The sequence below is a fragment of the Actinoplanes aureus genome (assembly GCF_015704865.1).
In the GTDB taxonomy this organism is placed as follows: domain Bacteria; phylum Actinomycetota; class Actinomycetes; order Mycobacteriales; family Micromonosporaceae; genus Actinoplanes; species Actinoplanes aureus.
The window spans coordinates 82988-108402 of the sequence record NZ_JADQTO010000001.1; the positions used below are offsets into that span (position 1 = coordinate 82988).

General features: G+C 70.1%; 18 protein-coding genes. 10 read left to right on the forward strand and 8 right to left on the reverse strand.

The window, feature by feature from the left end:
* Positions 1–569: 569 nt before the first annotated feature.
* Positions 570–5276: an Lhr family helicase gene (locus tag I4J89_RS00410; RefSeq protein ID WP_230858147.1), complete on the reverse strand. Its 4707-nt coding sequence runs from the start codon at positions 5274–5276 to the stop codon at positions 570–572.
* 234 nt (positions 5277–5510) lie between these two features.
* On the opposite strand from I4J89_RS00410, the gene I4J89_RS00415 reads away from it, so the two are divergent.
* Entirely contained in the window at positions 5511–7718 is a 2208-nt protein-coding gene (locus tag I4J89_RS00415) for a serine/threonine-protein kinase (protein ID WP_196411755.1), read from the forward strand.
* 58 nt (positions 7719–7776) lie between these two features.
* On the opposite strand, the gene leuE is transcribed toward I4J89_RS00415, so the two are convergent.
* Both leuE and I4J89_RS00425 read right to left on the reverse strand, forming a co-directional pair.
* The gene (leuE, locus tag I4J89_RS00420; protein ID WP_196411756.1) at positions 7777–8427 is read right to left on the reverse strand and encodes a leucine efflux protein LeuE; all 651 of its coding nucleotides are present in this window, start codon (positions 8425–8427) and stop codon (positions 7777–7779) included.
* Between the two features lie 13 nt (positions 8428–8440).
* Entirely contained in the window at positions 8441–9679 is a 1239-nt protein-coding gene (locus I4J89_RS00425) for a bifunctional pyridoxamine 5'-phosphate oxidase family protein/GNAT family N-acetyltransferase (RefSeq protein WP_196411757.1), read from the reverse strand.
* Between the two features lie 60 nt (positions 9680–9739).
* Between I4J89_RS00425 and I4J89_RS00430 the strand changes: the two genes are divergently transcribed.
* The 6 genes from I4J89_RS00430 to rny all read left to right on the forward strand — a co-directional run bounded on the left by I4J89_RS00430 (position 9740) and on the right by rny (position 17995).
* Positions 9740–11086, forward strand: coding sequence for an aminotransferase class I/II-fold pyridoxal phosphate-dependent enzyme (locus I4J89_RS00430; RefSeq protein WP_196411758.1), 1347 nt, complete (start codon positions 9740–9742; stop codon positions 11084–11086).
* A gap of 69 nt (positions 11087–11155) precedes the next feature.
* Positions 11156–11818, forward strand: coding sequence for a UdgX family uracil-DNA binding protein (locus I4J89_RS00435; RefSeq protein ID WP_196411759.1), 663 nt, complete (start codon positions 11156–11158; stop codon positions 11816–11818).
* 34 nt (positions 11819–11852) lie between these two features.
* The gene (locus tag I4J89_RS00440) at positions 11853–12053 is read left to right on the forward strand and encodes a DUF3046 domain-containing protein (RefSeq protein WP_196411760.1); all 201 of its coding nucleotides are present in this window, start codon (positions 11853–11855) and stop codon (positions 12051–12053) included.
* A gap of 196 nt (positions 12054–12249) precedes the next feature.
* On the forward strand, positions 12250–13296 hold the full coding sequence (recA, locus tag I4J89_RS00445) for a recombinase RecA (RefSeq protein ID WP_196411761.1): 1047 nt from the start codon (positions 12250–12252) through the stop codon (positions 13294–13296).
* A gap of 14 nt (positions 13297–13310) precedes the next feature.
* On the forward strand, positions 13311–14072 hold the full coding sequence (locus I4J89_RS00450; protein ID WP_196411762.1) for a regulatory protein RecX: 762 nt from the start codon (positions 13311–13313) through the stop codon (positions 14070–14072).
* 2198 nt (positions 14073–16270) lie between these two features.
* Positions 16271–17995 carry a ribonuclease Y gene (gene rny / locus I4J89_RS00455; protein ID WP_196411763.1) on the forward strand — a complete coding sequence of 575 codons (1725 nt, stop codon included), beginning with the start codon at positions 16271–16273 and terminating at the stop codon, positions 17993–17995.
* On the opposite strand, the gene I4J89_RS00460 is transcribed toward rny, so the two are convergent.
* From I4J89_RS00460 to I4J89_RS00475, 4 genes are all read right to left on the reverse strand, one after another.
* Entirely contained in the window at positions 17996–18853 is an 858-nt protein-coding gene (locus tag I4J89_RS00460) for an amino acid ABC transporter permease (protein WP_196411764.1), read from the reverse strand.
* Positions 18850–19506 (reverse strand): amino acid ABC transporter permease, encoded by a 657-nt coding sequence (locus I4J89_RS00465; protein ID WP_196411765.1) that lies wholly within the window; start codon positions 19504–19506, stop codon positions 18850–18852. The genes I4J89_RS00460 and I4J89_RS00465 overlap by 4 nt, the downstream gene beginning before the upstream one ends.
* A 69-nt stretch (positions 19507–19575) precedes the next feature.
* Positions 19576–20511: a glutamate ABC transporter substrate-binding protein gene (locus I4J89_RS00470; RefSeq protein WP_196411766.1), complete on the reverse strand. Its 936-nt coding sequence runs from the start codon at positions 20509–20511 to the stop codon at positions 19576–19578.
* Between the two features lie 38 nt (positions 20512–20549).
* A complete protein-coding gene (locus I4J89_RS00475; protein WP_196411767.1) occupies positions 20550–21302 on the reverse strand; it encodes an amino acid ABC transporter ATP-binding protein in 753 nt (250 codons plus the stop codon).
* Positions 21303–21430: 128 nt separating this feature from the next.
* Between I4J89_RS00475 and I4J89_RS00480 the strand changes: the two genes are divergently transcribed.
* The gene (locus tag I4J89_RS00480) at positions 21431–21859 is read left to right on the forward strand and encodes a hypothetical protein (RefSeq protein WP_230858148.1); all 429 of its coding nucleotides are present in this window, start codon (positions 21431–21433) and stop codon (positions 21857–21859) included.
* 21 nt (positions 21860–21880) lie between these two features.
* Positions 21881–23365, forward strand: coding sequence for a tRNA (N6-isopentenyl adenosine(37)-C2)-methylthiotransferase MiaB (miaB, locus tag I4J89_RS00485; RefSeq protein ID WP_196411769.1), 1485 nt, complete (start codon positions 21881–21883; stop codon positions 23363–23365).
* Positions 23366–23493: 128 nt separating this feature from the next.
* Here miaB and I4J89_RS00490 read toward each other — a convergent pair whose 3' ends face one another.
* Positions 23494–24372, reverse strand: a complete 879-nt coding sequence (locus I4J89_RS00490) for a LysR family transcriptional regulator (RefSeq protein WP_196411770.1) — start codon at positions 24370–24372, stop codon at positions 23494–23496.
* A gap of 84 nt (positions 24373–24456) precedes the next feature.
* Here I4J89_RS00490 and I4J89_RS00495 point away from each other — a divergent pair, with 84 nt between their 5' ends.
* On the forward strand, positions 24457–25401 hold the full coding sequence (locus I4J89_RS00495; RefSeq protein WP_196411771.1) for a threonine ammonia-lyase: 945 nt from the start codon (positions 24457–24459) through the stop codon (positions 25399–25401).
* Positions 25402–25415 lie beyond the last annotated feature (14 nt).

Below are 25415 nucleotides of genomic sequence, written 5' to 3' on the forward strand. Positions count from 1 at the left end.
TGGTTGCTGGGTGCTGCCCTGCGCACTCGGTGTCTGCCTTCGGCGTGCCGCGCTGCATTTCCTGCCCGCGCTGCACCGCGTTCCGTGCTTGTGCCGCGTTGCGTGCTCCGCGTTCGGTTTCCGTGCGCTCCACGGCGCACTCGGTGTCTGCTTTTCGTGCCGCACGGTATCCCTGCCCTGCGCTTTACCGCGTTCCGTGTCCCGCGCCGCGTCCCGAGCTCCGCTTCCGGTTGCTGCGTGCTGCCCCCACTCCTGCGCACCGCACTCAGCGTGCCGACTCCGCGTCCCGCGCTCCGCACCCGCATTCCACGAGTTGCACCCCGCACTCCGTGCCCGCGCGCCGCACCCACAGAACCCGCATTTGCGCCCGCACTCCGCCTGTCCCACTCGCCGCGCCCCGCATGCGCTAACGCTGGGGTCTGTGGCGATGGTGTGCCTGATGCGTTCGCCGGCGCCGCCGTGAATTCAGCATCCGCTGGCGCTGGCGCTGGCGTGCCGGCCGCCCCTGGCGACGGCCTGCGTCAAGCATCGCTGGCGTCCCTGTTCCGGCTTCGTCCCTGCCGCACCTCCTATGCGCGGAGGCGCAGTCCTCTGGGCGTGGTCCGGAAGCCGGCGGCCGTCAACGCGTCCCGCAACGGTGAGGCATGAACCGATTCGCCATCCGCACGTTCCACCGACATCGCCCCGAGTGCTCCGGAACGCACCGCTCCGGCCAGGCCTTGGGCTGCCTTCGTCAACGCCTCGGTCTCGTCCGTGAACGACAGCAGTGTCCGGCCGCCCCGCTCCACGTAAAGCACCACCTCGCCACCGACCAGCACGACCAGGGCCCCGGCCTTGCGGCCCGCCCGATGTCCGGCTTTCGCGGTCGGCTCGCCGTCGCCGCTGTCCACGACCCGTTCCGGCCACGGCAGCGCGGCACCGTACGGATTCGCCGGGTCGGTAGCGGCCAGCACCACCGAGCTTCCGGCGCGCTTCGCCAATTCCGCCGGCTCGGCGAGAGCCCGCAGGCGGTCCACCGCACCGGGGACCGCGAATTGTGCCGCCCCCAATCCCTCCACGAAGTAGCCGCGCCGGGCCGCGCCGCGTTCCTCCAGCGCTGCCAGCACCGGGTAGACCGCCGCGAACCCGCCGGTCACCCCCTCGGCAATGGCCGCTCCCCTGGTCACCACGCCATGCCGTTCCAGCAGCAGATCCGCGACCGCGGCCGCCCGCCGGGTCGGATCGAGATCCCGGTCCGGTAGGCGTGACCAGCGTCCCGCCATGTTCAGCGGACCGGTGCGAGAAGGCATCTGCGCCCGGCCCGGTCGCCGGTACCGGGTGCGAGCCGGCGCCGCCTTGGCCCGATGAGCGCCGCTTCCGCCCAGTAGCGCCCGCAGCGGTGCGAACGTGTCGTTGGTCAGATGACCGGCCCAGACCAGATCCCAAACGGCAGCGGCGAGCTCGGTGTCGTCGGTCGATCCGACCCGGTCGGAGAGCGATCGGAAGAAGAGCGCCTGCCCGTCGCCGAGCGAGTCCAGGATCGTCTGATGCAGCGGCGTCGCCGCGAACTCCTCGTCGGGTGGAGGCAGCAGCAGTGGCGCGCTGTCCGCGTACGCCAGCGTCACCCAGCCATCCCCGCCGGTGATCGATCCGGAGCCGGCCCACAGCACCTCACCGCTGCCGCACAGCTCGTCGAGCAGCGGCGAGGCATAGTCGGCGACCCGTGCGGGCAGAATCAGCCGCTCCCACGCCGAGGCCGGGACCGCAACCCCCTGCACCTGCTCGATCGCGGCGGCGACGGCGTCCACACCACGTGTGTTGCCACCGACCTGCTGCCATCGGGGCAGGAACGCGGCCAGTACCGCGGGCGGCACTGGCTCGATCTCGCGACGCAGCGCGGCCAGGGAGCGGCGCCGCAACATGCGCAGTACCTCGGCGTCGCACCACTCGGTGCCGGCGCCGCCGGGGGAGAACTCGCCGGAGCTGACCCGGCCGGTCGCGCTCAGCCGTTTGAGTGCCTGCTCCACCACGAACACACCCAGTCCGAACCGGGCCGCGCAGGTGGCCGCCGCAAACGGGCCGTGCGTCCGCGCATACCGCGCCACCAGGTCGCCGAGCGGATCGGCCACCGGCTCCATGTAAGCCTCGGGAATCCCGACCGGCAGAGCCACGCCGAGCGCGTCCCGATAGCGTCCCGCGTCCTCGACGCCGATCCAGCGCTCCTGCCCGGCGATCCGGATCCGGACCGCTCGCCGGGCCATCTCCAGAGCGACCACCCACTCCTCGGGCGCACCCCGCTCGGCCAGCTCGGCACTTGAGAGATCGCCGAGGAGGCGGAGCAGCTCGGCTGCGTCCTCCGCGTCGCGGGGGGTGCGCTGCGCCGTACGCCATTGCAACTGCGCCTCGGTGTCCGCGACGACCTGCGGATCGAGCAGCTCCCGCAGATCGACGCGGCCGAGCAGTTCCCCGAGCAGGGTGGAGTCGAGGGCGAGGGCGGCGGCGCGCCGCTCGGCCAGCGGGGCGTCCCCCTCGTACAGGAAGGCACCGACGTAGCCGAAGAGCAGCGATCGGGCGAACGGGGACGGCCGCGAGGTCTCCGCCTCGACCAGCCGGATCTTGCGGCCGGAGATCTCCCGCATCATGCCCACCAGGCCGGGCACGTCGAAGACGTCCTGGAGGCACTCGCGGGCTGCCTCCAGCGTCACCGGGAAGTCGGCGAACTCCCGAGCCACGTCGAGCAACTGCGCCGACCGCTGCCTCTGCTGCCAGAGCGGTTGCCGACGCCGAGGGTCCCGCCGGGGGAGCAGCAGCGACCGAGCCGCACACTCCCGGAACCTGGCCGCGAACAGTGCGGACGTGCCGACCGACTCCTCCACCAGCTGGGCGATCTCCTCCGGGTCGAAGGTGATCAGGTCCGCGCCGGGTGGCTCCTCCGCGGTGTCCGGAAGCCGGATCACGATGCCGTCGTCGGAGGGCATGACCTGACCGTCCACCCCGTACCGCTCGGCCAGGCGGCGGCCGACCGCCAGTGCCCACGGCGCGTTCACCCGCGCTCCCAGCACGCAGTGCACGGTCATCCGCCAGTCGCCGAGCTCGTCGCGGAAGCGTTCCACCACGACGGTCCGGTCGTCCGGCAGGTGGCGAGTGGCCTCTCGTTGTTCCCGCAGGTAGGACACCAGGTTGTCGGCGGCCCACTCATCCAGCCCCGAGTCGCGCAACGTCGCCGTGGCTCTCTCGTCCCCGGCCCTGGTCAGGGAGCGCAGCCGGGCGCCGATGGCCCGGCCGAGCTCGATCGGACGTCCGGGGGAGTCGCCCTTCCAGAACGGCATCCGGGCCGGCGCACCGGGAGCGGGGGAGACCAGGACCCGGTCCGGGGTGATGTCCTCGATCCGCCAGGACGTGGAGCCCAGGAGGAAAACGTCGCCGACGCGAGACTCGTACACCATCTCCTCGTCCAGCTCGCCCACCCGCGAAGCCCGCTCGGAACCGGCCAGAAAGACCCCGAAGGTTCCGCGGTCCGGAATGGTGCCGCCGCTGGTCACGGCGAGGCGCTGCGCGCCGGGCCGGCCGGTGAGCTGGTCAGTGTCCCGGTCCCAGACAAGACGCGGCCGGAGCTCGGCGAAGGCGGTCGACGGGTACCGGCCGGAGAGCATGTCGAGCACCGCGTGCAGCGCTGAGTCGGGCAGCTCGGCGAACGGAGCGGCCCGGCGCACCAGCGCGGCGAGCTCGTCGACGTGCCAGACGTCGAGCGCGACCATCGCGACGATCTGTTGAGCCAGCACGTCGAGCGGGTTGCGGGGATAGCGCAGCTCCTCGATCGCGCCATCGCTCATCCGCTCCGCGACGACCGCGCAGGAGACCAGATCGCCACGATGCTTGGGAAAGACCACCCCCCGCGACACCGCACCCACCTGGTGCCCGGCCCGGCCGATGCGTTGCAGGCCGGCAGCGACCGAGGGTGGTGCTTCGATCTGCACCACCAGGTCGACAGCGCCCATGTCGATGCCGAGCTCCAGGCTCGAGGTGGCGACCACGGCCGGAAGCCGGCCGGATTTCAGCGCCTCCTCGATCTGCTTGCGCTCCTCGCGCGAGACGCTGCCGTGGTGGGCGCGGGCGACGACCGGCGGCGCGCCCTTGGTGCCTCCGGCCTGTGCCATGATCTCGGCCGGCATCCGGGCGAACGCCTGTGACGGTTGTCCGGCCCTCGTCGATCTGGCGCTGACCGTTGCCGCCGCCTGTCCGACGGCGACCTGCCCGAAGCTCGTCAGACCGTCTGCCTGGTCCGCGTCTGCCTGATCCGCGTCTGCCTGTTCGCTGCTCGACTGCTCTGCGTTCGCCGCGGCTGCGGCCCGCTCAGCGGCTGCTAGCTCGCCACGCTCGGCGGCGAGCTCGTTGAGCCGGGCGCAGAGCCGCTCGGAGCCGCGCCGCGAGTTGGTGAACACGATCGTCGACCGATGACCCTCGATCAGGTCGAGGACCCGCTCCTCGACCGCCGGCCAGATCGACGGCGTGTGCCGACCTCCCCCCGGGTCGCCGTCCGGCTCCGGCACCTCGTCGAGGCGAGTCATGTCCTCCACCGGAACCTCGACGGAGACCTCGATCGTCTTGGCACTGCGTGGCTGGACGATCTCCACGTCCTGCGCGCCACCGAGGAACCGTGCGGTCTCGTCGATCGGCCGGACCGTCGCGGAAAGGCCGATCCGCTGCGCCGGGCGCTCCAGCAGCGCGTCCAGCCGCTCGAGGGAGAGAGCCAGATGCGCGCCGCGCTTGGTGGCCGCGACCGCGTGCACCTCGTCCACGATCACCGTCTGGACCCCGCGGAGCGAATCCCGGGCCGCGGAGGTGAGCAGCAGGAACAGTGACTCCGGTGTGGTGATCAGGATGTCCGGTGGCGTACGCGCGAAGCCACGCCGTTCCTCCGCCGGAGTGTCTCCGGTCCGCATCCCGACGGTGATCTCCGGTGGGGGTAGTCCCAGGCGCCCGGCGGCCTGCCGGATACCGGTCAGCGGAGCCCGCAGATTGCGCTCCACGTCGACCGCGAGCGCCTTCAGCGGGCTCACGTAGAGCACCCTGCATCGCTGCCGGACCTGCTCGGGAACCGGCTCACGGGCGAGCCGGTCGAGCGACCACAGGAACGCGGCCAGTGTCTTGCCGGAACCCGTCGGTGCCACCACCAGCGCGTTCCGCCCCGCTCCGATCGCACCCCACGCGCCGGTCTGGGCAGCGGTGGGCGCGGCGAAGGCGGCCGTGAACCACTCCCTGGTGGCCGGTCCGAACTTCTCGAGCACCTCTCGCATGCCGTACATCCTCCCTCGGGGGTACGACAGAAATCGGCGGCTCGGTTCCCCGTACTCCCGCTTTGTGTTTTGCGTGAGGGCGCGCTGAGCGCGACCGTGCCGGCTTCCCCGGGGGTACGCGAGATCGAATCGTTCTCGCATCCCACCGTGCCGCACGCGGTGACCGGGTGATCGTCGTTCCATGGGCGGTCTGTGGCTGATTATCCTGATACCCGACGTGATGGGTGGGTGCCGATGGCGGTCAGGCAGATGCTCGTTGCTGGTCGGTACCGTCTTCTGGAGCCGGTCGGCGCCGGCGGAATGGGACGCGTCTGGCTGTCCCGCGATGAGATGCTGGACCGTGACGTCGCGATCAAGGAGATCGTCCCGCCGGACTGGATGACCGAGGCGGAGAAGGATCGGCTGCGTGACCGGACGCTTCGTGAGGCCCGTAGCGCGGCCCGGCTGAACCATCCCCACGTGGTCCGGATCTACGACGTGGTGCACGACGACGGCCAGTCGTGGATCGTCATGGAGTACGTTCCGTCGCGCTCGCTCCACCAGGTCCTCCAGCAGGAAGGGCCGTACGATCCGGCCGGCGCCGCCCGCATCGGGCTCGCCGTGCTGGACGCGCTGGACGCGGCACACCGGGCCGGGGTGCTGCACCGCGACGTGAAACCGCACAACGTGCTGATCGGCACGGACGGCCGGGTGGTCCTGACCGACTTCGGGCTGGCCACGTTCGTCGACGACGGCACGGTCACCGCGCCCGGGCTGATCGTCGGGTCGCCGCAGTACGTCTCTCCGGAGCGGGCCCGGGATGGCGCTTCTACGGTGGAATCGGACCTGTGGTCGCTCGGTGCCACGGTCTATGCGGCGGTCGAGGGCCGTTCGCCGTACGCCCGCGAGACCGCCATGGCGACGCTCGCCGCCCTCGCCACCGAACCGCCCGACCCGCCGGTACGCGCCGGTCCGCTCACAGCCGTCCTCGACGGACTCCTGCGGTACGACCCGGTCGACCGCCTGACCGCGGCCGAGGTGGAGAGCCGCCTGCGCCTCATCGTCGCCATCGACCACCGGGAGATTCCGCTGGTCCCAGGCCAGCGCGGGGTCCGGCATCACCGCCCGGAGGAGGCACGCAAGTCTGCGGACGGAGCCGCATCCGAGTATCGCGTCCATTCGACGGAGCGCGATGTGGGCGATCGTGACCGCGTGCCGGATGCCGCAGGGACCGCTGGACAGATCCCTCCGCAGTCGGGCGACGCCTTTGACGCGCACCGGCGCGATGCGAACGCCGGAGCGGACGTCGACGGCCACCCGGAACCGGCGATCGATGAGCCCGGAGCCGGTGACCTCTCGAAAGCCGACCCCGACAGCGGACCATGCGCGGAGTCTGGAGTGCCCGCCTGTCCCGGCAGCCCGCCGAGTCCGGCCGACGAGACCAGTGTCGCCGGCCAACCGGAGGCCCCTGACCCATTCGCGGTCGCTGCCGACGACGCGACGACCACACCGTTGCACCAGGGCGGTCAGGCGCTGGTACGCCTGGCACCACAGACGCCTCCCATCCTGGCCGGCCAGATCACGGGACGGGTGACGTCCCCGAAGGGCCGTCCGCGGCTGCGCCCGGTCCGCGCCCGATCCGCCGTGGTCGCCTGCGTCGCGGTCGTGCTGGTGGGCGGCGGCGTCTCGATGGGCTATCTGGCGCAGAACAGCGGGCCCCGCCCGCACGTGGTGCTTCCGCCCGTTTCCACTACGCAGTCCGAGCCCGTGCGAGCCCCGGCGACGCCGTCCGGGCGTTCGCCCGCCGCGTCCGCCCAGCCCGGCGGCACGTCCGCTTCGGCGCCCGGCCCGTCGCCCGGGGCCTTGCCGACCACCGCGGTTGCCGGTCGGGGCGGATTCTCCCCGGTCGTCTGCGACGCGCCGCCTTCGTCGCGCGCCCGGGTCACCCCGAAGAAGGGCGCAGCCCGGGGAGTCAACGGCTTGAAGTTGCTCGCCGGATGGTCCTACTTCACCGACGGCTCGGGGTTTCACCTCGCGGTTCCGGACGGCTGGACCTACCAGCGGATCGGCACCACGTATTGCTTTCGTGAGCCCCGAGGCTCCGTGGTGATGAGTCTCGATCCGGGCCGTGACGCGGATGCCGATCCGCTCCAGGCCTGCCATGCCGAGGACCTCCGTCTCAAGAGCGAAGCAGTCGTGTCCGGGTACGCGCTGATCTCCATCGACTCGGCGCCTTTGCTCCACCGAGCGGCCGACTGGGAGTACCGCTATCAGGGAGCGGACGGCGAGCCGAGGCGGGTGAGCACTCGCTGGTTCGCTGTCAACGGCAGGGCGTACGCCCTCGGCTGGGCCGCGCCCGAAAGGGTGTGGCCGGAGCACCTGAGCAAGATCCAGATGGTCCGGAGCACCTTCTACACGGACCGTTCCGGCCGTACCCCGACCGCCGACTCCGGCCGAGGCTGAGTCCGCCGAAATCGGCGGCCGGCGAGCTCCACCAGGCGCTGAGCGGCCGTTCGAGTCGTCAGCCGGCGCTCGCCGTGGCGAGCTTGACGCCGAAACCGACGAAGAGTGCCCCCACTCCCGTGGTTGCGGCCGCCGCGAGTCTCCGGCGTTCCCGGAACTGCCCGGCGAGGAACCGGCCGCCGAAGATCAGCGCCGTCAGGTAGAGCACGCTGAAGAACTGCACGACCGCGCCGAGGATCAGGAACGACAACGCCGGATGTGGATAGCCCGGCTCGACGAACTGGATGAAGAACGACACGAAGAAGAGGATCGCCTTGGGATTGAGCAGGCTGATCACAGCGGCGCGCCGGAATGGGCGACGCAGCGAGGCCAGCTCACTCGCGTCGATCGGCACTGTCTCCGAGCGGTGCCGCCACCGCTTCCAGGCACTGCGGATGATGTTGACGCCAACCCAGGACAGGTACGCGGCGCCCGCGTATTTCAGGACGAGGAAGAGCGGGGGATAGGTGCCCAGCAGGGAGGCCACCCCGGTCGCCGAGAGGATCATGAGCACCGTGTCGCCGATGAAGACGCCGAACGCCGCCTGATACCCCGCTCGCACGCCCCGCCGTGCCCCGACCGACAACACGAAGATGGAGTTGGGGCCGGGCAACAGGATGATTGCCACCACACCGAGCACGTAGGTCCAGAAGTCGGTGATGCCTAGCACAAGTCCTCCCCCATCACTCGGCGGCCAGTCGGTCGCGAAGTCGGCGGGCTGCTGCCGGCCACTCGTCGACCGTCATCGCGAACAGTACGGTGTCGCGCCAGGTGCCATCCGGCCGCGGCCGCTGGCGACGGATCAGCCCGTCGCGGCTGGCGCCCAGCCGGGCGATCGCCTGCTGGGAGCGTTCGTTGCGAATGTCCGTGTACCAGAAGACCCGCTCGGCGCCGAGCACATCGAACGCCCGCTCCAGCAGCATCAGTTTCGCCTCGGTGTTGACGCCGGTGCGCCACCACTTCCGGCCGACCAGCGTGTGCCCGATCCCGAGCGACCGGTAGCCGGTGTCGATGTCGTGATAACTCGTCATGCCGACGACCGTCCCGGTCACCGGGTCGATCTGTGCCCAGCCCGCCCGGTGGCCGAGCCACTGCCCCCGCAGCACATCGGCGATGTCCCGGGCCATCTCCTCCGGCGTCTGCGGCCGTGGCGTGGGGATGTGCCGCCAGACTTCTTCATCGTCCAGGGCCTCGAACAGGCCTTCCGCGTGACCTGGGGCGAGCGGCTCCAGCCGCACGTGCCGGCCTTCCATCACGACCGGTGTCTGCCACTCCGAAGGATGCCCGGGCAGGTAGGCCGGGGGCGCGGCGGCCACACCCGGCTCGGTGAGCGGTGGTCCCGCCACCGTCCGCAATGGCAGCACGCCGGCCCAGTAGGGAAGATCCAGGTCATCCGGATCGTCCATCACACCGCCGCCGCGCGCCCGCACCGAGACCTCCGCGAGTGGCAGCGCCAGCACGCTGGTCTGGGCCAGCTCCTGCCGGGTCGGCGGTCTGCTGTCCCCGGGCCGGCCCACGCCGACCTTCGCCACCAGGGCCGCCAGCACCCTGCGTTTCTCCCTCTCCTCGACGACCGGCCGGGCGACTCCGAGCGCCACCACGGAGCGGTAGTTGGCGCTGTGGTGGAACTGCGATCGCCCGTACACCAAGCCGTCGAGCAGGGTGGCTGTTACGCAGACCGGAATGCCGTCCCCGCGAGCCGCGAGACCCATCCGGCCCCCGGTGGAACCGTGCAGGTAGAGGGTGTCGCCCACCCGGACGTGCAGGTTCGGCAAGACGCGTGGCTCACCGTCCACGACGAAGCCCACCGCACAGTCGAACGCCTCGTCGAGAATCGCGTGGGCCGTCTCCCGCTCGTAGTGCATCCGGCTCCGGGTGCGCGTGGCGGTCGTGCGCTCGGTAGGGGGATAGAGGTCGGTCATCGTGGCCTCCGAGGGGTGATCGTCTTGCGCACGGCACTGTACTAGTACAGAATCGCATCTGTGTCAGGACAGTATCAGGTCACCGGCGAGAACGCCGCCGAGATTTCCGCGAGCATCGAGTCGGGCATCATGCGAGGCGACTGGGTGACCGGCGCGGCGCTTCCCTCGGTGCGCGTGCTCGCCAGCGCCCTACATGTCAGTCCGGCCACGGTCGCCAAGGCGTATCAGGAGCTCCGGCAGCGTGGTGTGATCGAGACCGAGGGCCGGCGAGGCACCCGGGTGCGTGCCCGTCCCGCTGTGGCCGTGCCGCGCTCCGGATCGCGACTCCCGGTGCCGGCCGGGCTGCGGGATCTCTCCACGGGCGAGCCCGACGTGCGGTTGCTGCCCCCGCTGGGCCCGCTGTTAGCGGCGGTGGCGGCCGAGACCGGCCCGCCACAGGGGTACGCCACCGCCGTCACCATGCCGGAGCTGGTCGATGCGGCCCGTCCACGCCTCCTCGAGCAGGGCATTCCGGTGGAGGACGCCGCGTTCGCCGTGACCGCCGGCGCCCTCGACTCCATCGAGCGGGTGCTGACCGCTCACCTCCGTCCGGGAGACGCGGTCGCCGTCGAGGACCCCGGCTGGGCGGGTGTGATCGATCTGATCGCCGCTCTGGGACTGCGGGCGTTCCCGTTCGCCGTGGACGAGGAGGGGCCGGTGCCGGAGGCGCTCGCGGCCGCGCTCCAGTCCGGTGTGCGGGCTGTCGTCATAACGGTGCGCGCGCAGAACCCGACCGGTGCCGCGGTCACCGCGGAGCGCGCCACCCGGCTGCGGGAGTTGCTCACCGGTCATCCCGGGGTGGTTGTCATCGAGGACGACCACGCCGCCGAGCTGGCCGAGCTGCCGCCGCACTGCGTGGGGCCGGTCACGTCTTCGTGGGCGTTCGTCCGCTCAGCCTCGAAACCCTTCGGGCCGGATCTGCGCATCGCGGTGCTGGCCGGTGACGAGACGACCGTCGCCCGGGTGGTGGGCCGGATGCGCATCGGGATGGGCTGGGTCTCCACCACGCTGCAACGGCTGCTTCTGAAGCTCTGGCAGGATCCCGACGTCACCGCTCGGATCGCGAATGCCGCCGAGGCGTATGCACGTCGCCGCCGTGGTCTCCAGGACGCCATCCGGGCGCACGGCCTGGTCGCCTTCGGCGACAGCGGCATCAACGTCTGGGTTCCGGTGCCCGACGAGACACTGGCGGTCACGGCGATGCGCGACGCCGGCTATGCGGTGGCGCCCGGTGCCCTTTTCCGGGTTCGTTCCGAGCCGGGGATCCGCATCACCGTCAGCTCACTGAACGAAGAGGACATACCGCCCCTTGCGCGGGCGGTCGCTGCTGCCGTCCGCCCCTCGGCCACCGCCGCGCCGATGCGGTGACGGGAACGGGTCCATCAGGAGGGTGAGGCCGGTCGGCATGGTGATGGACCGTACGGGTAGAACGGAGGAATGCCGAGGACCGAGGCGCCAGTCGGAGCGCAGCAGTGGGTGCCCCAGCAGTCGCGGAGCATCGACGACCTCAAGTCGGCCGCCGCTGACTGCCGGGGTTGTGAGCTTTATCAGGACGCGACGCAGACCGTGTTCGGACGTGGGGCACCGCACGCGAAGATCGTCTTCGTGGGTGAACAGCCCGGTGACGTCGAGGACCAGCGTGGTCTGCCGTTCGTGGGGCCGGCCGGCCGGTTGCTGCGCGAGGCGGTTGACGATGCCGGCATCGATCCCGCCGACCTCTACATCACCAACGCGGTCAAGCACTTCCGCTTCGAGTTGCGAGGCCGCCGGCGCATCCACCAGAACCCCGGACCGGCGCACATCACGGCCTGCCGGCCCTGGCTGGTTGCGGAGTTCTCCCTATTGAAGCCGAAGTTGGTGGTCATCCTCGGTGCGACCGCGGGGCGGGCGCTGCTCGGCCCCTCGTTCCGGGTCACCAAGTCGCGGGGGCAGCTGATGCCCTGGCCCGCGTCGGCGGCGCACCCGGAGGACTTCCCCGTGGCGGAGATCCAGGCGCTGGCCACCATCCATCCGTCGGCGGTCCTTCGGGCGGACGATCGCGACGCCGCGTACCAGGGACTTGTTGATGATCTGCGGGTGGCGGCCGCCGCGCTCGCCTGAAAGCTGCCCATGTCAGCCTGGGTAGGCTCGTGCTGTGCGGCTGACTGACTTCTGGGACCGTCTCGAGCAGACGTTCGGATCCGCCTATGCCCGCAGCATTGCGGCGGATTACACCTTTACGGACCTGAGTGGGCGGACCATCAACCAGTCCATCGCTCAGGGTGTTGATACCGCTACCATCTGGCGCGCGGTGGTGGCGGCGTACCCCGATCGGGTGCCCGCGCGCCTGCGTTGAGCCGCTTTTCGTACGCTTGTTCTGGCGTGTCGCTCGATCGTCGTACAGGTGTTCGGCTATTGTCCACAGCGGCTTGGCCATCCACAGCTCACGGTGGGGCGGAAGATTTTTGTCATACCCACCGCATACCGTGTCGGCCGTGGTGAACAAGAGCTCTTCGACGAAGACCGCGAAGTCGAATACAGGGGTGGCGGCAATGGTGGCAGGACCTGATCGGGAAAAGGCGCTCGAACTCGCGCTGGCACAGATCGACAAGCAGTTCGGCAAGGGTTCGGTGATGCGGCTCGGGGAGCGCCCGGTTGTTCAGACCGCCGTCATCCCGACCAGCTCGATCGCGCTCGACGTGGCACTCGGCGTCGGCGGCCTGCCGCGTGGCCGGGTCATCGAGATCTACGGGCCGGAGTCGAGCGGTAAGACCACGGTCGCGCTGCACGCGGTGGCCAACGCGCAGAAGGCGGGCGGCATCGCGGCGTTCATCGACGCCGAGCACGCGCTCGACCCGGAGTACGCGCGGGCGCTCGGCGTCGACACCGACGCGCTGCTCGTGTCCCAGCCGGACACCGGTGAGCAGGCGCTGGAGATCGCGGACATGCTGATCCGCTCCGGTGCGCTGGACATCATCGTCATCGACTCGGTGGCCGCCCTCGTGCCGCGTGCCGAGATCGAGGGTGAGATGGGCGACAGTCACGTCGGTCTCCAGGCACGGCTGATGAGCCAGGCCCTCCGGAAGATCACCGGTATCCTCAGCAACTCGGGTACCACCGCGATCTTCATCAACCAGCTGCGCGAGAAGATCGGCGTGATGTTCGGCTCGCCCGAGACCACGACCGGTGGTCGCGCGCTGAAGTTCTACGCCTCCGTGCGTCTCGACGTGCGCCGCATCGAGAGCCTGAAGGACGGGACCGACGTCGTCGGTAACCGGACGCGGGTCAAGGTCGTCAAGAACAAGGTGGCGGCGCCGTTCAAGCAGGCCGAGTTCGACATCATGTACGGCAAGGGCATCTCCCGGGAGGGTTCGCTCATCGACGTCGGTGTCGAGCAGAGCATCATCCGTAAGTCCGGTGCCTGGTACACGTACGACGGCGACCAGCTCGGCCAAGGCAAGGAGAAGGCGCGGGAGTTCCTCAAGGAGAATCCCGACGTCGCCGCCGAGATCGAGAAGAAGATCCTGGAGAAGCTCGGCGTGGGGCAGACCACTGGTGATGCCGCGAGCGGCCCCGAGCTGCCGCCGGTCGACTTCTGATCCGGTAGGCCGCGATGGCTGGACGACGCGGTGCACGGTCCGGGCGGGGATGGGATGCCATCCCGCCCCGGGCCGAGACCGACGGGCCGGTGGATGGCGGTTCCGGGGGATTCCGCCGTGACGGTGGGCGGCGCTTCGGGGCAGCGGGGCGCCGCCGCACGTCAGACGACGGCGCTGGGCCAGAGTCCGATTTCGGGGCGTTCTCGCAAAGCGATGAGGGGCGGCCGTCCAAGCCGCCGCAGAGTGAGGCCGAGACGGCCCGCGAGATCTGCCTGCGCCAGCTCGCTGTGCGCCCGCGTACGCGGGCGGAGCTGGCGAAGGTCCTTGCGCGAAAACAGATCTCCGAGGAGGTGATCGCCGAGGTCCTCGACCGCTACGACGAGGTCGGCATCATCGATGACGCGGCCTTCGCCCGAGCTTGGGTGTCCAGCCGGCACCACGGCCGCGGGCTGGCCCGTCGTGCGCTCGCCAACGAGCTGCGCCAGCGCGGCGTGGATCCGGAAGTGGCCGGCGAGGCACTGGAGTCCCTCGATGAGGACGCCGAGGCTGCGGCCGCGCGGGCCCTGGTAGATCGCAAGCTCCGCAGCGCCAGCGGTGCGCCGGATGCGGTGTTCCGCCGTCTAGTCGCCATGCTGGCTCGCAAGGGCTACCCGGCCGGAGTCGCCATCCGTGCTGTGAAGGACGCGCTGGCCGCACGCGACGCTGAGGCGGCGGAGTTCGCCGATGCCATCGATGCGGACGCTCTGGCCGACCAGGCCGGCGACTCCCCGATCTGAGGAAGTCCGGCGGCCGGCACCGGCCTCGGAGGCCGGGCTCGAACTCTGGGCTGAGCGCCGGAAGCCTTGGGGGCCGAAGGTCGCCCGTGAGGAGGCTACTGGCCGCCTTTCCGTCCAGCGCTGCCCGCCTTCACCAGCCACGCGGTGACCAGCGGAGCGGGCAACCGGCGGCACGGTAGCCCAGCAGCCGGCCCAGCCAGCGGGCCGCTGGCCGGTTTCGGACCCCGCGCATCACGGGGATTCGCGTTATTGGTCTGGGAGCGCAGGGCGCAGGGTGGCCGTTGGTTGGCTTCGGGTCCCGGCGTATCGCAAAGCTCCACGTTATTGGTCAGGGAGCGCAGGGCGCAGGGCGGCCGTTGGTTGGCTTCGGGTCCCGGCGTATCGCAAAGCTCCACGCTGTTGGTCAGGGAGCGCAGGGCGCCAGGAGGCCGCTGGTTGCTCCGGGACCCAGCGCATCGCAGGGCTCCACGTAGCCGCCTGAAGGCAGGGCGCAGAAGGTCCTGGCCGACTGGGATCCGGCGCTTGGGTCCAAGCCTTGGTTCAGCACAGCTAGCCCGAGCCAGCAGAGCCTCATCAGGTCGCTGGCCGGCTCGGATACGACGCTTCGTGATCCAACCAGGGCGCAAGACCCAGGAGCGGCTGGCCGGCTCGGCCCAAGGCCACCCGTGTGGTCCACGCAACTGGCCCCGAGTGCGCGCCAGGAGACCGCGCGGCAACCACCAGCACGCCCTCCGGCGAAAGGCGATTTGCCCATCTCGCAGAGATGGGCAACTGCGGCGGCCGAAGCGAAACCCACCCCGAACCCGAGCCATCACCCCTACGTAAAACCCGATATAGTCCCGATGTGAAGATCTTTCCCCTTGTGATCTTTTGGTGGGATCCTCCGTGATGTCCTGCTGACTCAGTCACTCCGGTCACTCTCCGTGCCGCGAAGCCGAGCCGTCGCCGACCGGCGCAGAGCGGGCGGCTCCGGTGAGTACGGAGGTCTAGGTGGCATCGCACGGTACGTCGGAAATATCCCGGCACGATCGTAAGCTGGGCGTAAGCACGTCTGTGCCGTACGTCCTATCCGCTGCCGAATCATGAGTCCTTGACCGAAGCGGTGCTTGCGACCTAGCCTCGCGTTACACAAGGTTTGTTCGACCATCGCAAGCAACAGGCACAACATAGATCGCATTACATTACGGCATCACTTGGACGGTTCCGCCGCCCAGGCTGATACCTCCGTCAGCCGCTGACCGCGCGGCAGGCGGCGCGACATACCGGCGGTCGACCCCACAACTCCACAAACTCCGATCCGAGCAGCGAGCGGCCGGCTCGCTGGCCGGAGGCAGTCGCAACCGATCGTTGCGGATGAATGCTAGCCGGGCGACGAGCTCGACCGTTCAGCGTCATTCCGCGCTTGAGGAAGCGATGCTTACCGGCCGGCGGACCCGACCGCGGCGGCAAGGCGCCGCAGGCGAACGGCAACGGGCAACCGGCAACGCTGGTAACTGGCAGCGGGTAGCAGGCAACGCAGGCGACCGGCAATGCGGGTGGCAGGCAATGCACGCAACCGGCAACGCGGGCAACCGGCAACGCCGGCAGCGGGTAGCAGGCAACCGGCAACGCGGGTGGCAGGCAACGCAGGCAACGCAGGCAACCGGCAATGCGGTGGCAGGCGACTGGCAAACGCGGGCAACCGGCAACGCCGGCAGCAGGTGGCAGGCAACGCAGGCGACCGGCAACGCAGGCGACCGGCAACGCTGGTAACTGGCAGCGCAGCCGGTGGCAGGCAACGCAGGCAACCGGCAACGCGGGTGACAAAGCAACGCGAGCCACCACCAGCGATCCGCAGTCTGCCAAAGCCGGCACCCCGGCAACCCGAGAACGACGGGCCACCCAAGGCCCATCGAGGCGCCGCATCAGGGTCCGACGCGCGGGCAGCTTCAGCCGCGCCGACTACCGGCCACCGCTCGAGCAGGCCGGCCCCTGCGGGCGTGCCCCAGGTGACGGGCTGAGCGGACCGCGCCCGGAAGGAAGCGGAAGTCGGAGAGCGCCAGCCTCGCAAGGCGGAGACTGGAAGCTCGGGGACGCCGAACGCGGAGCGTGTGAGCCCGGGGTCCGGTGCCGCCTGCGGTCATCTGCCTTGGTCGGGCATCCCGCAGAGAGGCCGCGCGCGTGCACATCGCGCCGGCAGCGAAGGGAGACGCGGCGAGATGGACCCCCTGGTCTGGGTGCTCGTGGTTGCGACCATCGTGCTCGCCGTGTCGGTGATAGCCGGGATCGTCTTCGGGGCGCGGGCGCTGCGTAACCTCAACGCCGATCGGCAGAACGCCCAGGAACGGCAGGAGCAGGCGGTCGGCGACGCGCAGGCGAAGGTCGCCGACGCGAACGCGAAGGCGGCTTCGGTACGGGCGGAGGCCGCCGCCGCCAAGGCCGAGGCCAGTGCCGCCCGGGCCGAGGCCCGCCGCGTTCTGGAGGCGGCGCACGGCGAGGCCGACACGATCCTCGAGCACGCTCACCGCCAGGCGGAGACCGACGCCGAGCAGCTACGCACCGCCGCCCGGCGATCCGGTGAGCGGGAGATCGCGCTGCTCAACGCCACGGTGAAGGAGCAGGCCGCCGAGGTGGAGCGCCGGGCCGCCCGGATCGACGAGCGGGAGCGGCTGCACGCCGAGGAGGTGGAGCGCCTGGTGGAGCGGGAGCGCCGCCTGGCCGCCCTGGAGTCCGACCTCGGCAAGCGGGAAGCGGCGCTGGCCGGGCGTGAGAAAGAGCTGACGAGAGCCGACGAGGTGAAGCGCCGCGAGCTGGAGCGGATCGCCGGGCTCACCGCGGAGACGGCGAAGAGCGAGCTGATCGAGTCGATCGAGGGTCAGGCGAAGCGCGAGGCGGCGATCCTGATCCGGGACATCGAGACCGAGGCGAAGGGCACGGCCGACACCCGGGCCCGGCACATCGTGGTCGACGCGATTCAGCGGATCGCCAGCGAGCAGACCGCGGAGAGCGTGGTCAGCGTCCTGCATCTGCCGAGCGATGAGATGAAGGGCCGGATCATCGGCCGGGAGGGCCGCAACATCCGGGCCTTCGAGTCCACCACCGGCGTGAACCTGATCATCGACGACACCCCGGAGGCGGTGCTGCTGTCCTGCTTCGATCCGGTACGCCGTGAGGTCGGCCGCCTGACGCTGGAGAAGCTGGTGCTGGACGGCCGGATTCACCCGCACCGGATCGAGGAGGTCTTCGACAGTGCCCGCAACGAGGTGGAGCGCCTCTGTGACCGGGCCGCCGAGGAGGCGCTCGTCGACGTCGGCATCACCAACATCCACCCGGAGCTGGTGAAGTTGCTGGGCCGCCTCCGGTACCGCACCAGCTACGGCCAGAACGTGCTGAAGCATCTGGTCGAGACGGCGCACATCGCCGGGATCATGGCGGCCGAGCTGGGTCTGGACGTGCCGACCATGAAGCGGTCCGCTTTCCTGCACGACATCGGCAAGGCGCTCACCCACGAGGTGGAGGGCAGCCACGCCCTGATCGGTGCCGATCTGGCTCGTAAATACGGCGAGCACGACGACGTGGTGCACGCTATCGAAGCGCATCACAACGAGGTGCCGCCGCAGACCATCGAGGCGGTGCTGACCCAGGCCGCGGACGCCTGTTCCGGCGGCCGGCCGGGTGCGCGGCGGGAGAGCCTGGAGGCGTACGTCAAGCGTCTGGAGCGGATCGAGGAGATCGCCGGCGGCAAGGTCGGCGTCGAGAAGGTCTTCGCGATGCAGGCCGGCCGCGAGATCCGGGTGATGGTGCGGCCGGACGACATCGACGACATCGGCGCCGCGGTGCTCGCCCGGGATGTGGCGAAGCAGATCGAGGAGGAACTGACCTATCCGGGCCAGATCCGCGTCACGGTCGTACGAGAGTCCCGTGTGACGGAGCTGGCCCGGTAATCAGATCTGACGGGTGGCGTCGGTCAGCGGCACCGGCTCCACGGCCTTGCTCTTCGGCAGCCGGGTCATCCGCCGTTGCAGCCACCAGGCCAGGACCGACAGCATGCCGCAGAGGGTGATGTAGATGGCCGCGATGACCAGGTAAGACGGCACGTACGGCAGCCCGAAGGCCAGCCGGCCACCGATCGTCTTGCCGACCGTGAGCAGTTCCGGGTACGTGATGATGAAGCCCAGGGCGGTGTCCTTGAGCAGCACCACGAGCTGGCTGACGATGGCCGGCAGCATGGCCCGGAACGCCTGCGGCAGCAGGATCAGCCGCAGCACCTGGTTCTTCCGCATGCCGATGGCGTAGGCGGCCTCGGACTGCCCCTTCGCCACCGCGTTGATCCCGGCGCGGAAGATCTCCGCCAGCACCGAGCCGTTGTACAGCGTGAGGCCGATGATCAGCGCCCACATCTTGTCGATCGACCAGCCGTACTGCAGGGGCACGTAGTAGCCGAAGAAGATCAGGATTAGCAGCGGGATCGCCCGGAACAGCTCGACCACGGTGGTCGAGGGAGCCCGGAGGAGAGTGCGATCACTGAGCCGTCCGGCGGCGAAGACGGCGCCGAAGAGCAGCGCGAGCACCGCCGCGATGCCGGCCGCCTTCAGCGTGAACCAGAGGCCCTCGAGCAGTTCCCTCTGCACGGCCTTGAACTTGAACTGCTCCCAGCGGCGGGCCTCGAACTGGCCGGTCTCCCAGAACCGGTAGACCACGAAGGCGAGCAATCCGAGGATCGCCACGGTGGCCAGCACGCCGATCAGCGCGTTGCGGCGGCGCCCACGGGGGCCGGGCAGGTCGTACAACGCCGAACTCATCGCGACACCGCCCACTTACGCTCGAGGGACCGCTGCAGTAGCACCAGGGGTGTGATCAGGATCAGGAAGCCGATCGTGATCCAGATCAGCACGATGAACTGAGGCTCACCGCGCTCAGACATGTACGCCGGAATCGCACCGGCCTCCAGCACCGAGAACCCGGCCGCGATCGTGGTGTTCTTCAGCATGGCGATCATGACGCTCATCAGCGGCGGCACCATGGCCCGGACCGCCTGCGGCAGGATGACCTGGCCGAGCACCTGGTCGAAGGTCATGCCGATCGCCCGAGCCGCCTCGGCCTGCCCGGGGGCCACCGTGTTCACGCCCGAGCGGACCACCTCGCAGACGAACGCCGCGGTGTAGACGGTGAGGGCGATGCACGCGCTCGGGAAGTAGTCGATGTTGACGTCGAGCTTCGGGACGGCGAAAACCAGAAACGCGAAGACCAGCGTCAGCGGTGTGTTGCGCACGATGTTGACGTAGGTGGCACCGAACCAGCGCAGCGCCGGGATCGGTGAGACCCGGAACGCGCCGAGCAGCGTGCCGAGCACCAGGCTGCCGACCGCGCTGTACAGGAACAGCTGCACCGTGTTGCTGAAGCCGTCGGCGAACAGGCTCCAGTTGTCCGTCAGTACGCGAAGGAATTCCGTCATGCCCCGTCCTTTAAATCACCGGCCGGCGCCGGGTGGCGAACCACCCGACGCCGGCCGGCGCGGCGTTGATCAGTAGCGCTCGAGGGTCGGCGGGCTGGCCGGCGAACCCGACTTGCCCAGCGTGCCGTCGTAGATCTTCTGCCAGGTGCCGTCCTTGAACGCGGCCTCCAGCTGGTCGTTCACGTAGTCGCGGAAGGCCTTGTCGTCCTTGGGCAGGCCGATGCCGTACTTCTCCGTGCTGAACGGCTGGCCGACCACCTTCAGGTCGTCCGGGCTCTGCGCGGCGTAGCCCTTGAGGATCGCGTCGTCCGTGGTGACCGCGTCGACCTTCTTGTCAAGCAGCTGCGAGACGCACTCGGAGTAGGTCTTGAACTCGACGATGTTCTCCGGCTCGGTGAGCGCCTCGTCGCGAACCCGCTGGATCGGCGTGGAGCCGGTCGCGGAGCAGACCTTCTTGCCCTTCAGGGTGTCCTTGCCGGTGATCGCCGACTCGTCCTTGCGGACCAGCAGGTCCTGGCCGGCCACGAAGTACGGGCCCGCGAACGAGACGTCGGCCTTGCGCTTGTCGGTGATCGAGTAGGTGCCGACGTAGTAGTCGATCTCCCCACCCTTGATCGCCGTCTCCCGGTTGGCGGACGGGATCTCCTTGTACTCGATCTTCGCCGGGTCGACGCCGAGCTTCGACGCGAGGTACTGCGCCGTCTCGATGTCGAACCCGCAGCGGGTGCCCGCGGTGTCCTTGTAGCCCAGGTTCGGCTGGTCGAACTTGACGCCGACCACCACCTTGCCAGCGGACTTGATCTTGTCAAAGGTGGGGCTGCCGGTGACGGCCGCCGCCGTGTCCGCAGTGAAGGTGGTGCCCGACGTCGAGCAGGTGTCCGAGGCCGGCGCGGCGCCGCTGCCGTTGCCGGCGCCGCTCGGAGTCGGGGTCCCCTCCTCGCCACAGGCGGTCAGGGTGAACGCGAAGGCCGCCGCGGCGACCACCGCTACCCGCTTCATACGCATGCTCAATCTCCTCTTGTAGTGACAGGAAAGGGCAACGGTCAGTGCGTCAAGATCTTGGACAGGAAGTCCCGCGCCCGTTCCGTCTTCGGATTCGCGAAGAATTCGGCCGGCGCGGCCTCTTCGACCAGTTGTCCATCTGCCATGAATACGACACGGTTGGCCGCATGTCGGGCGAAACCCATCTCATGGGTGACCACGACCATGGTCATGCCCTCGGCGGCCAGCGAGGTCATCACGTCCAGCACCTCGCCGACCATCTCCGGGTCGAGTGCGCTGGTGGGCTCGTCGAAGAGCAGTGCCTTGGGCTGCATGGCGAGCGCGCGAGCGATCGCGACCCGCTGCTGCTGTCCACCGGAGAGCTGGGCCGGGTACTTGTCGGCCTGGCTGGCGATGCCGACCCGCTCGAGCAGGCCCATGGCGCGGTCCCGGACCGCCGCCGGCTTCTCCTTGCGCACCTTGACCGGGCCCAGCATGACGTTCTGCAGGATGGTCTTGTGCGCGAACAGGTTGAAGGACTGGAAAACCATGCCGACCTCGCTGCGCAGGCGGGCCAGGGCCCGGCCCTCCGCGGGCAGCGGTTGTCCGTCGAAGGTGATCGTGCCCGAGTCGATAGGCTCCAGCCGGTTGATGGCGCGGCACAGCGTGGACTTGCCGGACCCGGAGGGTCCGATCACGACCACCACCTCACCGCGTGCGACAGACAGATTCACGTCCTGTAGCACATGCAGTGGGCCGAACCACTTGTTGACCTTCTCAAGGACGATGAGAGCCTCGTCTGCCACCCGGTCCATCCGCTCGGTTGTCGGTTCACTCGAATGGACACACCTTATGGGGCGGTCAGTATCGGATCGTGTCGAGAATGGTCACGGAGCGGTAACACAGCAGGTGCGCGGCGGATGAGGTGGACAGCATGATGGGTATGGCGGCAGACGGCCTCTGGAATTGGAGTGTGGCCGCGCGGATCGACCCCGACCTGATAAGGGGCGCGCTGGCCGGTGCGCTGGAGCAACCTGTGCACGATCTGGTTCCCGGCGACACGCTGCTCTGCGACGTCTATCACGTCCGTGGCGACTTTCCGACAGTCGTCGACGTCTACCTCGCGCCTTCCGAGGTCGCCGAGGAGACCATCGCGAGCGCCGTCGCGGTCCGGCTGCGTGCCGCGGTCCTGCTTCCCGACGACACCCTCGACCCGTCGCGGTACGTGCTGGCGGAGCCGGACGGGACCCTGCGACCGGTGCACGTCGACGAACGGGAGACCGACGACGGCCCGGAACGGCGGGTGCTGCATCCCTGCGACGGCCGCGACCCCAGATGTAGCCGGACGCCGGAGCGGCCCGCCGCCGCGTAACGGGTAGCCTGGTCAATTGCCATGACTACCGAGATGCAGGGTGGCCCGCGCACCTATGACGTGCGCACGTACGGCTGCCAGATGAACGTGCACGACAGCGAGCGGATCTCCGGCCTGATGGAGGACGCCGGCTACGTGCGCGCCGCCGACGCCGACGCGGCGGACGTCGTGGTCTTCAACACCTGCGCGGTACGCGAGAACGCCGACAACCGCCTCTACGGCAACCTCGGCCACCTGCGCCCGACGAAGCTGAAGAACCCGGGCATGCAGATCGCGGTCGGCGGTTGCCTCGCGCAGAAGGACAAGGGCGACATCGTCAAGAAGGCGCCCTGGGTCGACGTGGTCTTCGGCACCCACAACATCGGCTCGCTGCCGGCGATGCTGGAACGCGCCCGGCACAACGAGGAGGCGCAGGTCGAGATCCTCGAGTCGCTCGAGGTCTTCCCCTCCACGCTGCCGACCAAGCGCGAGTCGACGTACGCGGGCTGGGTTTCCATCTCTGTCGGTTGTAACAACACGTGCACGTTCTGCATCGTCCCGAGCCTGCGCGGCAAGGAGAAGGACCGCCGCCCCGGCGACATCCTCGCCGAGGTCCGCGCGCTGGTCGCCGAGGGCGTCCTCGAGGTGACCCTGCTCGGCCAGAACGTGAATTCCTACGGCGTCGAGTTCGGCGACCGGCTCGCCTTCGGCAAGCTGCTGCGCGCCTGCGGCGAGGTGGAGGGCCTGGAGCGGGTCCGGTTCACCAGCCCGCACCCGAAGGACTTCACCGACGACGTGATCGCGGCGATGGCCGAGACGCCGAACGTCTGCCACTCGCTGCACATGCCCCTGCAGTCCGGCTCCGACCGGGTGCTGAAGGCGATGCGCCGCAGCTACCGCCAGGAGAAGTACCTGGGGATCATCGAGAAGGTCCGGGCCGCGATGCCGGACGCCGCGATCACCACCGACATCATCGTCGGCTTCCCCGGCGAGACCGAGGAGGACTTCGAGCAGACCCTCGAGGTGGTCCGTCAGGCCCGCTTCTCCAGCGCCTTCACCTTCCAGTACTCCAAGCGTCCCGGCACGCCTGCCGCCACCATGGAGGAGCAGGTGCCCAAGGCGGTCGTGCAGGACCGCTACAACCGCCTCATCGCCACCCTCGAAGAGATCACCTGGGACGAGAACAAGAAGCTCGTCGGCGAGAAGGTCGAGGTTCTGGTCGCGGTCGGCGAGGGCCGCAAGGACGAGCGCACCGGCCGGATGAGCGGCCGCGCCCGCGACGGCCGACTCGTGCATTTCGCCACCGGCGGCATCGCGCCGCGCCCCGGCGACATCGTCGAGACCGTGATCACCTACGCGGCGCCGCACCACCTCAACGCCGACGGCGACCCGCTCAGCCACCGCCGCACGCGCGCCGGCGACGCGTTCGAAGCCGGCCGCACACCCAAGCTCAAGGGCGTCTCCCTGGGCCTGCCCTCGATCGGCGTGCCGGCTCCGCTGCCGCCCGCCGAGGGCTGCGCCCTCTGATTCAAGCCCCGCGGTGGTCCGGGTCCGCTCATCGCTGACGCCTTTTTTGAGGTACGCGCCACCACAGTCCCGCCGAGCCACGCGATCATCCGCCCGCGCACGGCCGCAGCGCGGGGTTCGCGCGAGGCTCAGACCGACCGGGCGGCGGCCCGGAGATGGTCCAGCAGCGCCGTGGTGCCCGGTGGGTCGGGTGGCTCGCCGAGCACCGCGACCCACACCCGGCGCCCGGGTCCGGACAGCGGCGTCACCCGGACGCGCGGGTCGCGATGTGCCGCCAGGGCGAGCGCCGGCAGCGTGGTCACGCCCAGCCCGGCGGCGACCAGAGCCTGCACCGCCACGTAGTCGTCGGTGGTGAACCGGATGTCCGGCGTGAAGCCCTCCGCCGCGCAGGCACTCAGCAACCGGCTCCGGCAGCGTTCGCAGCCGCCGATCCACGGACGGTCCCGATGGTCGGCGAGTCGGTCGCCCGGCCAGTCCGCGGGCGCCACCAGATAAGTCGGCTCGTCGATCAGCGGTTCCCGCCGCAGCCCGTCCAGGTCCGGCGTGGCCTCGCCCGGGTGGCTGAAGAGCAGCGCGACGTCGGCGTCACCGCTGCGCAGCAGCCGGACCGCCGCGGGCGGCTCGGCCTCGGTGAAGCGCAGGTCGACGCCGGGATGCGCGGCGGCGAACCCGGCCGCGGCGACCGGCACGAAGGTGCCCAGCGCGGACGGGAAGGCGGCCAGCCGGACCCGGCCACTGCGCAGCCCGGTGTGCGCGGCCAGTTCCGCCTCGGCGGCCGCGAGCCGTCCGAGGATCTCCTCGGCCCGGTCGGCGAGCATCCGGCCGGCCTCGGTCAGCCGCACACCGCGGCCGACCCGCTGGAGCAGCCGGCTGCCGGTCTCCGCCTCCAGGCGGGCCAGGTGGTGGCTCACCGACGGCTGCGCGTAGTGCAGAGCCTGCGCCGCGGCGGTCACCGTGCCGTGGCGGGCGACCGCGACAAGCACTTGGAGCCGGGTGACGTCGAGCATTCGGCCAACATATCAATGCTGTCTATAGATCAGCGAGAACATAGGCATTGGACCTATGTGACGGTCGCACCGGACGATCGCAGCATGATTGACGACATCCGCGCCGCCCGTGAACTGCTCAGCCGGCATCTGCCGCCCACCCCGATGTGGTCGTATCCGCTCGTGGACCGGGCGGCCGGGACGTCGGTGCTGGTCAAGCACGAGAACACGCAACCGGTCGGCGCCTTCAAGGTGCGCGGCGGCCTCACTCTGCTGGCCGGCATGAGTGCCGCGGAGCGCGAGCGCGGCACGGTCACCTGGTCGACCGGCAATCACGCGCAGTCGCTCGCGTACGCGGGTCATGTCTTCGGGGTCAAATGCACGGTGGTGATGCCCGGCGGCACGCCGGCGGGCAAGGCGGAGGCGGTCGAGGCGTGGGGCGCGCGAGCGGTCCGCATCGGCGACTCCCTGGAGGACGCCGAGAGGTACGCGCGACAGCACGCCGAGGAGACCGGCGCCCGCCTGATCAGTCCCGGCGACACGCCGGAACTCCTCGCCGGAGTCGGCACCGTCTACCTGGAGATCCTCGAGGCCCGTCCGGACCTGGACGCGATCGTCGTGCCGGTGGGCAGCGGGACCGGCGCCGCCGCCGCGTGCCTGGTCGCCGCCGAGGTGGCGCCGCACTGCGCCGTGATCGCCGTCCAGTCATCGGCCTCGCCCGCCGCCCACGACTCCTGGCGCGCCGGGGAGATCGTCGAACGCCCCAACCGCACCGCCGTCGCCGGTCTCGCCACCGGCCGCGGCTTCGCCCTGCCGCAGGGCGTGCTGCGCGACCGGCTGGCCGACTTCCTCCTGGTCTCCGACGGCCAGATCGCCGAGGCCCGCCGCTTGCTGGCCACCGCCGCACACACGCTGGCCGAGGGCGCCGGAGCCGCCGCCCTGGCCGGCGTCCTCAGCCGCCCGGAGCTCTTCACCGGCCGTCGGGTCGCCGTCGTCTGCACCGGAGGCAACGCGGACCCGGCCGAGCTCGCCACGCTCTCCGGTCCGTGACTCGACAGCGCAGA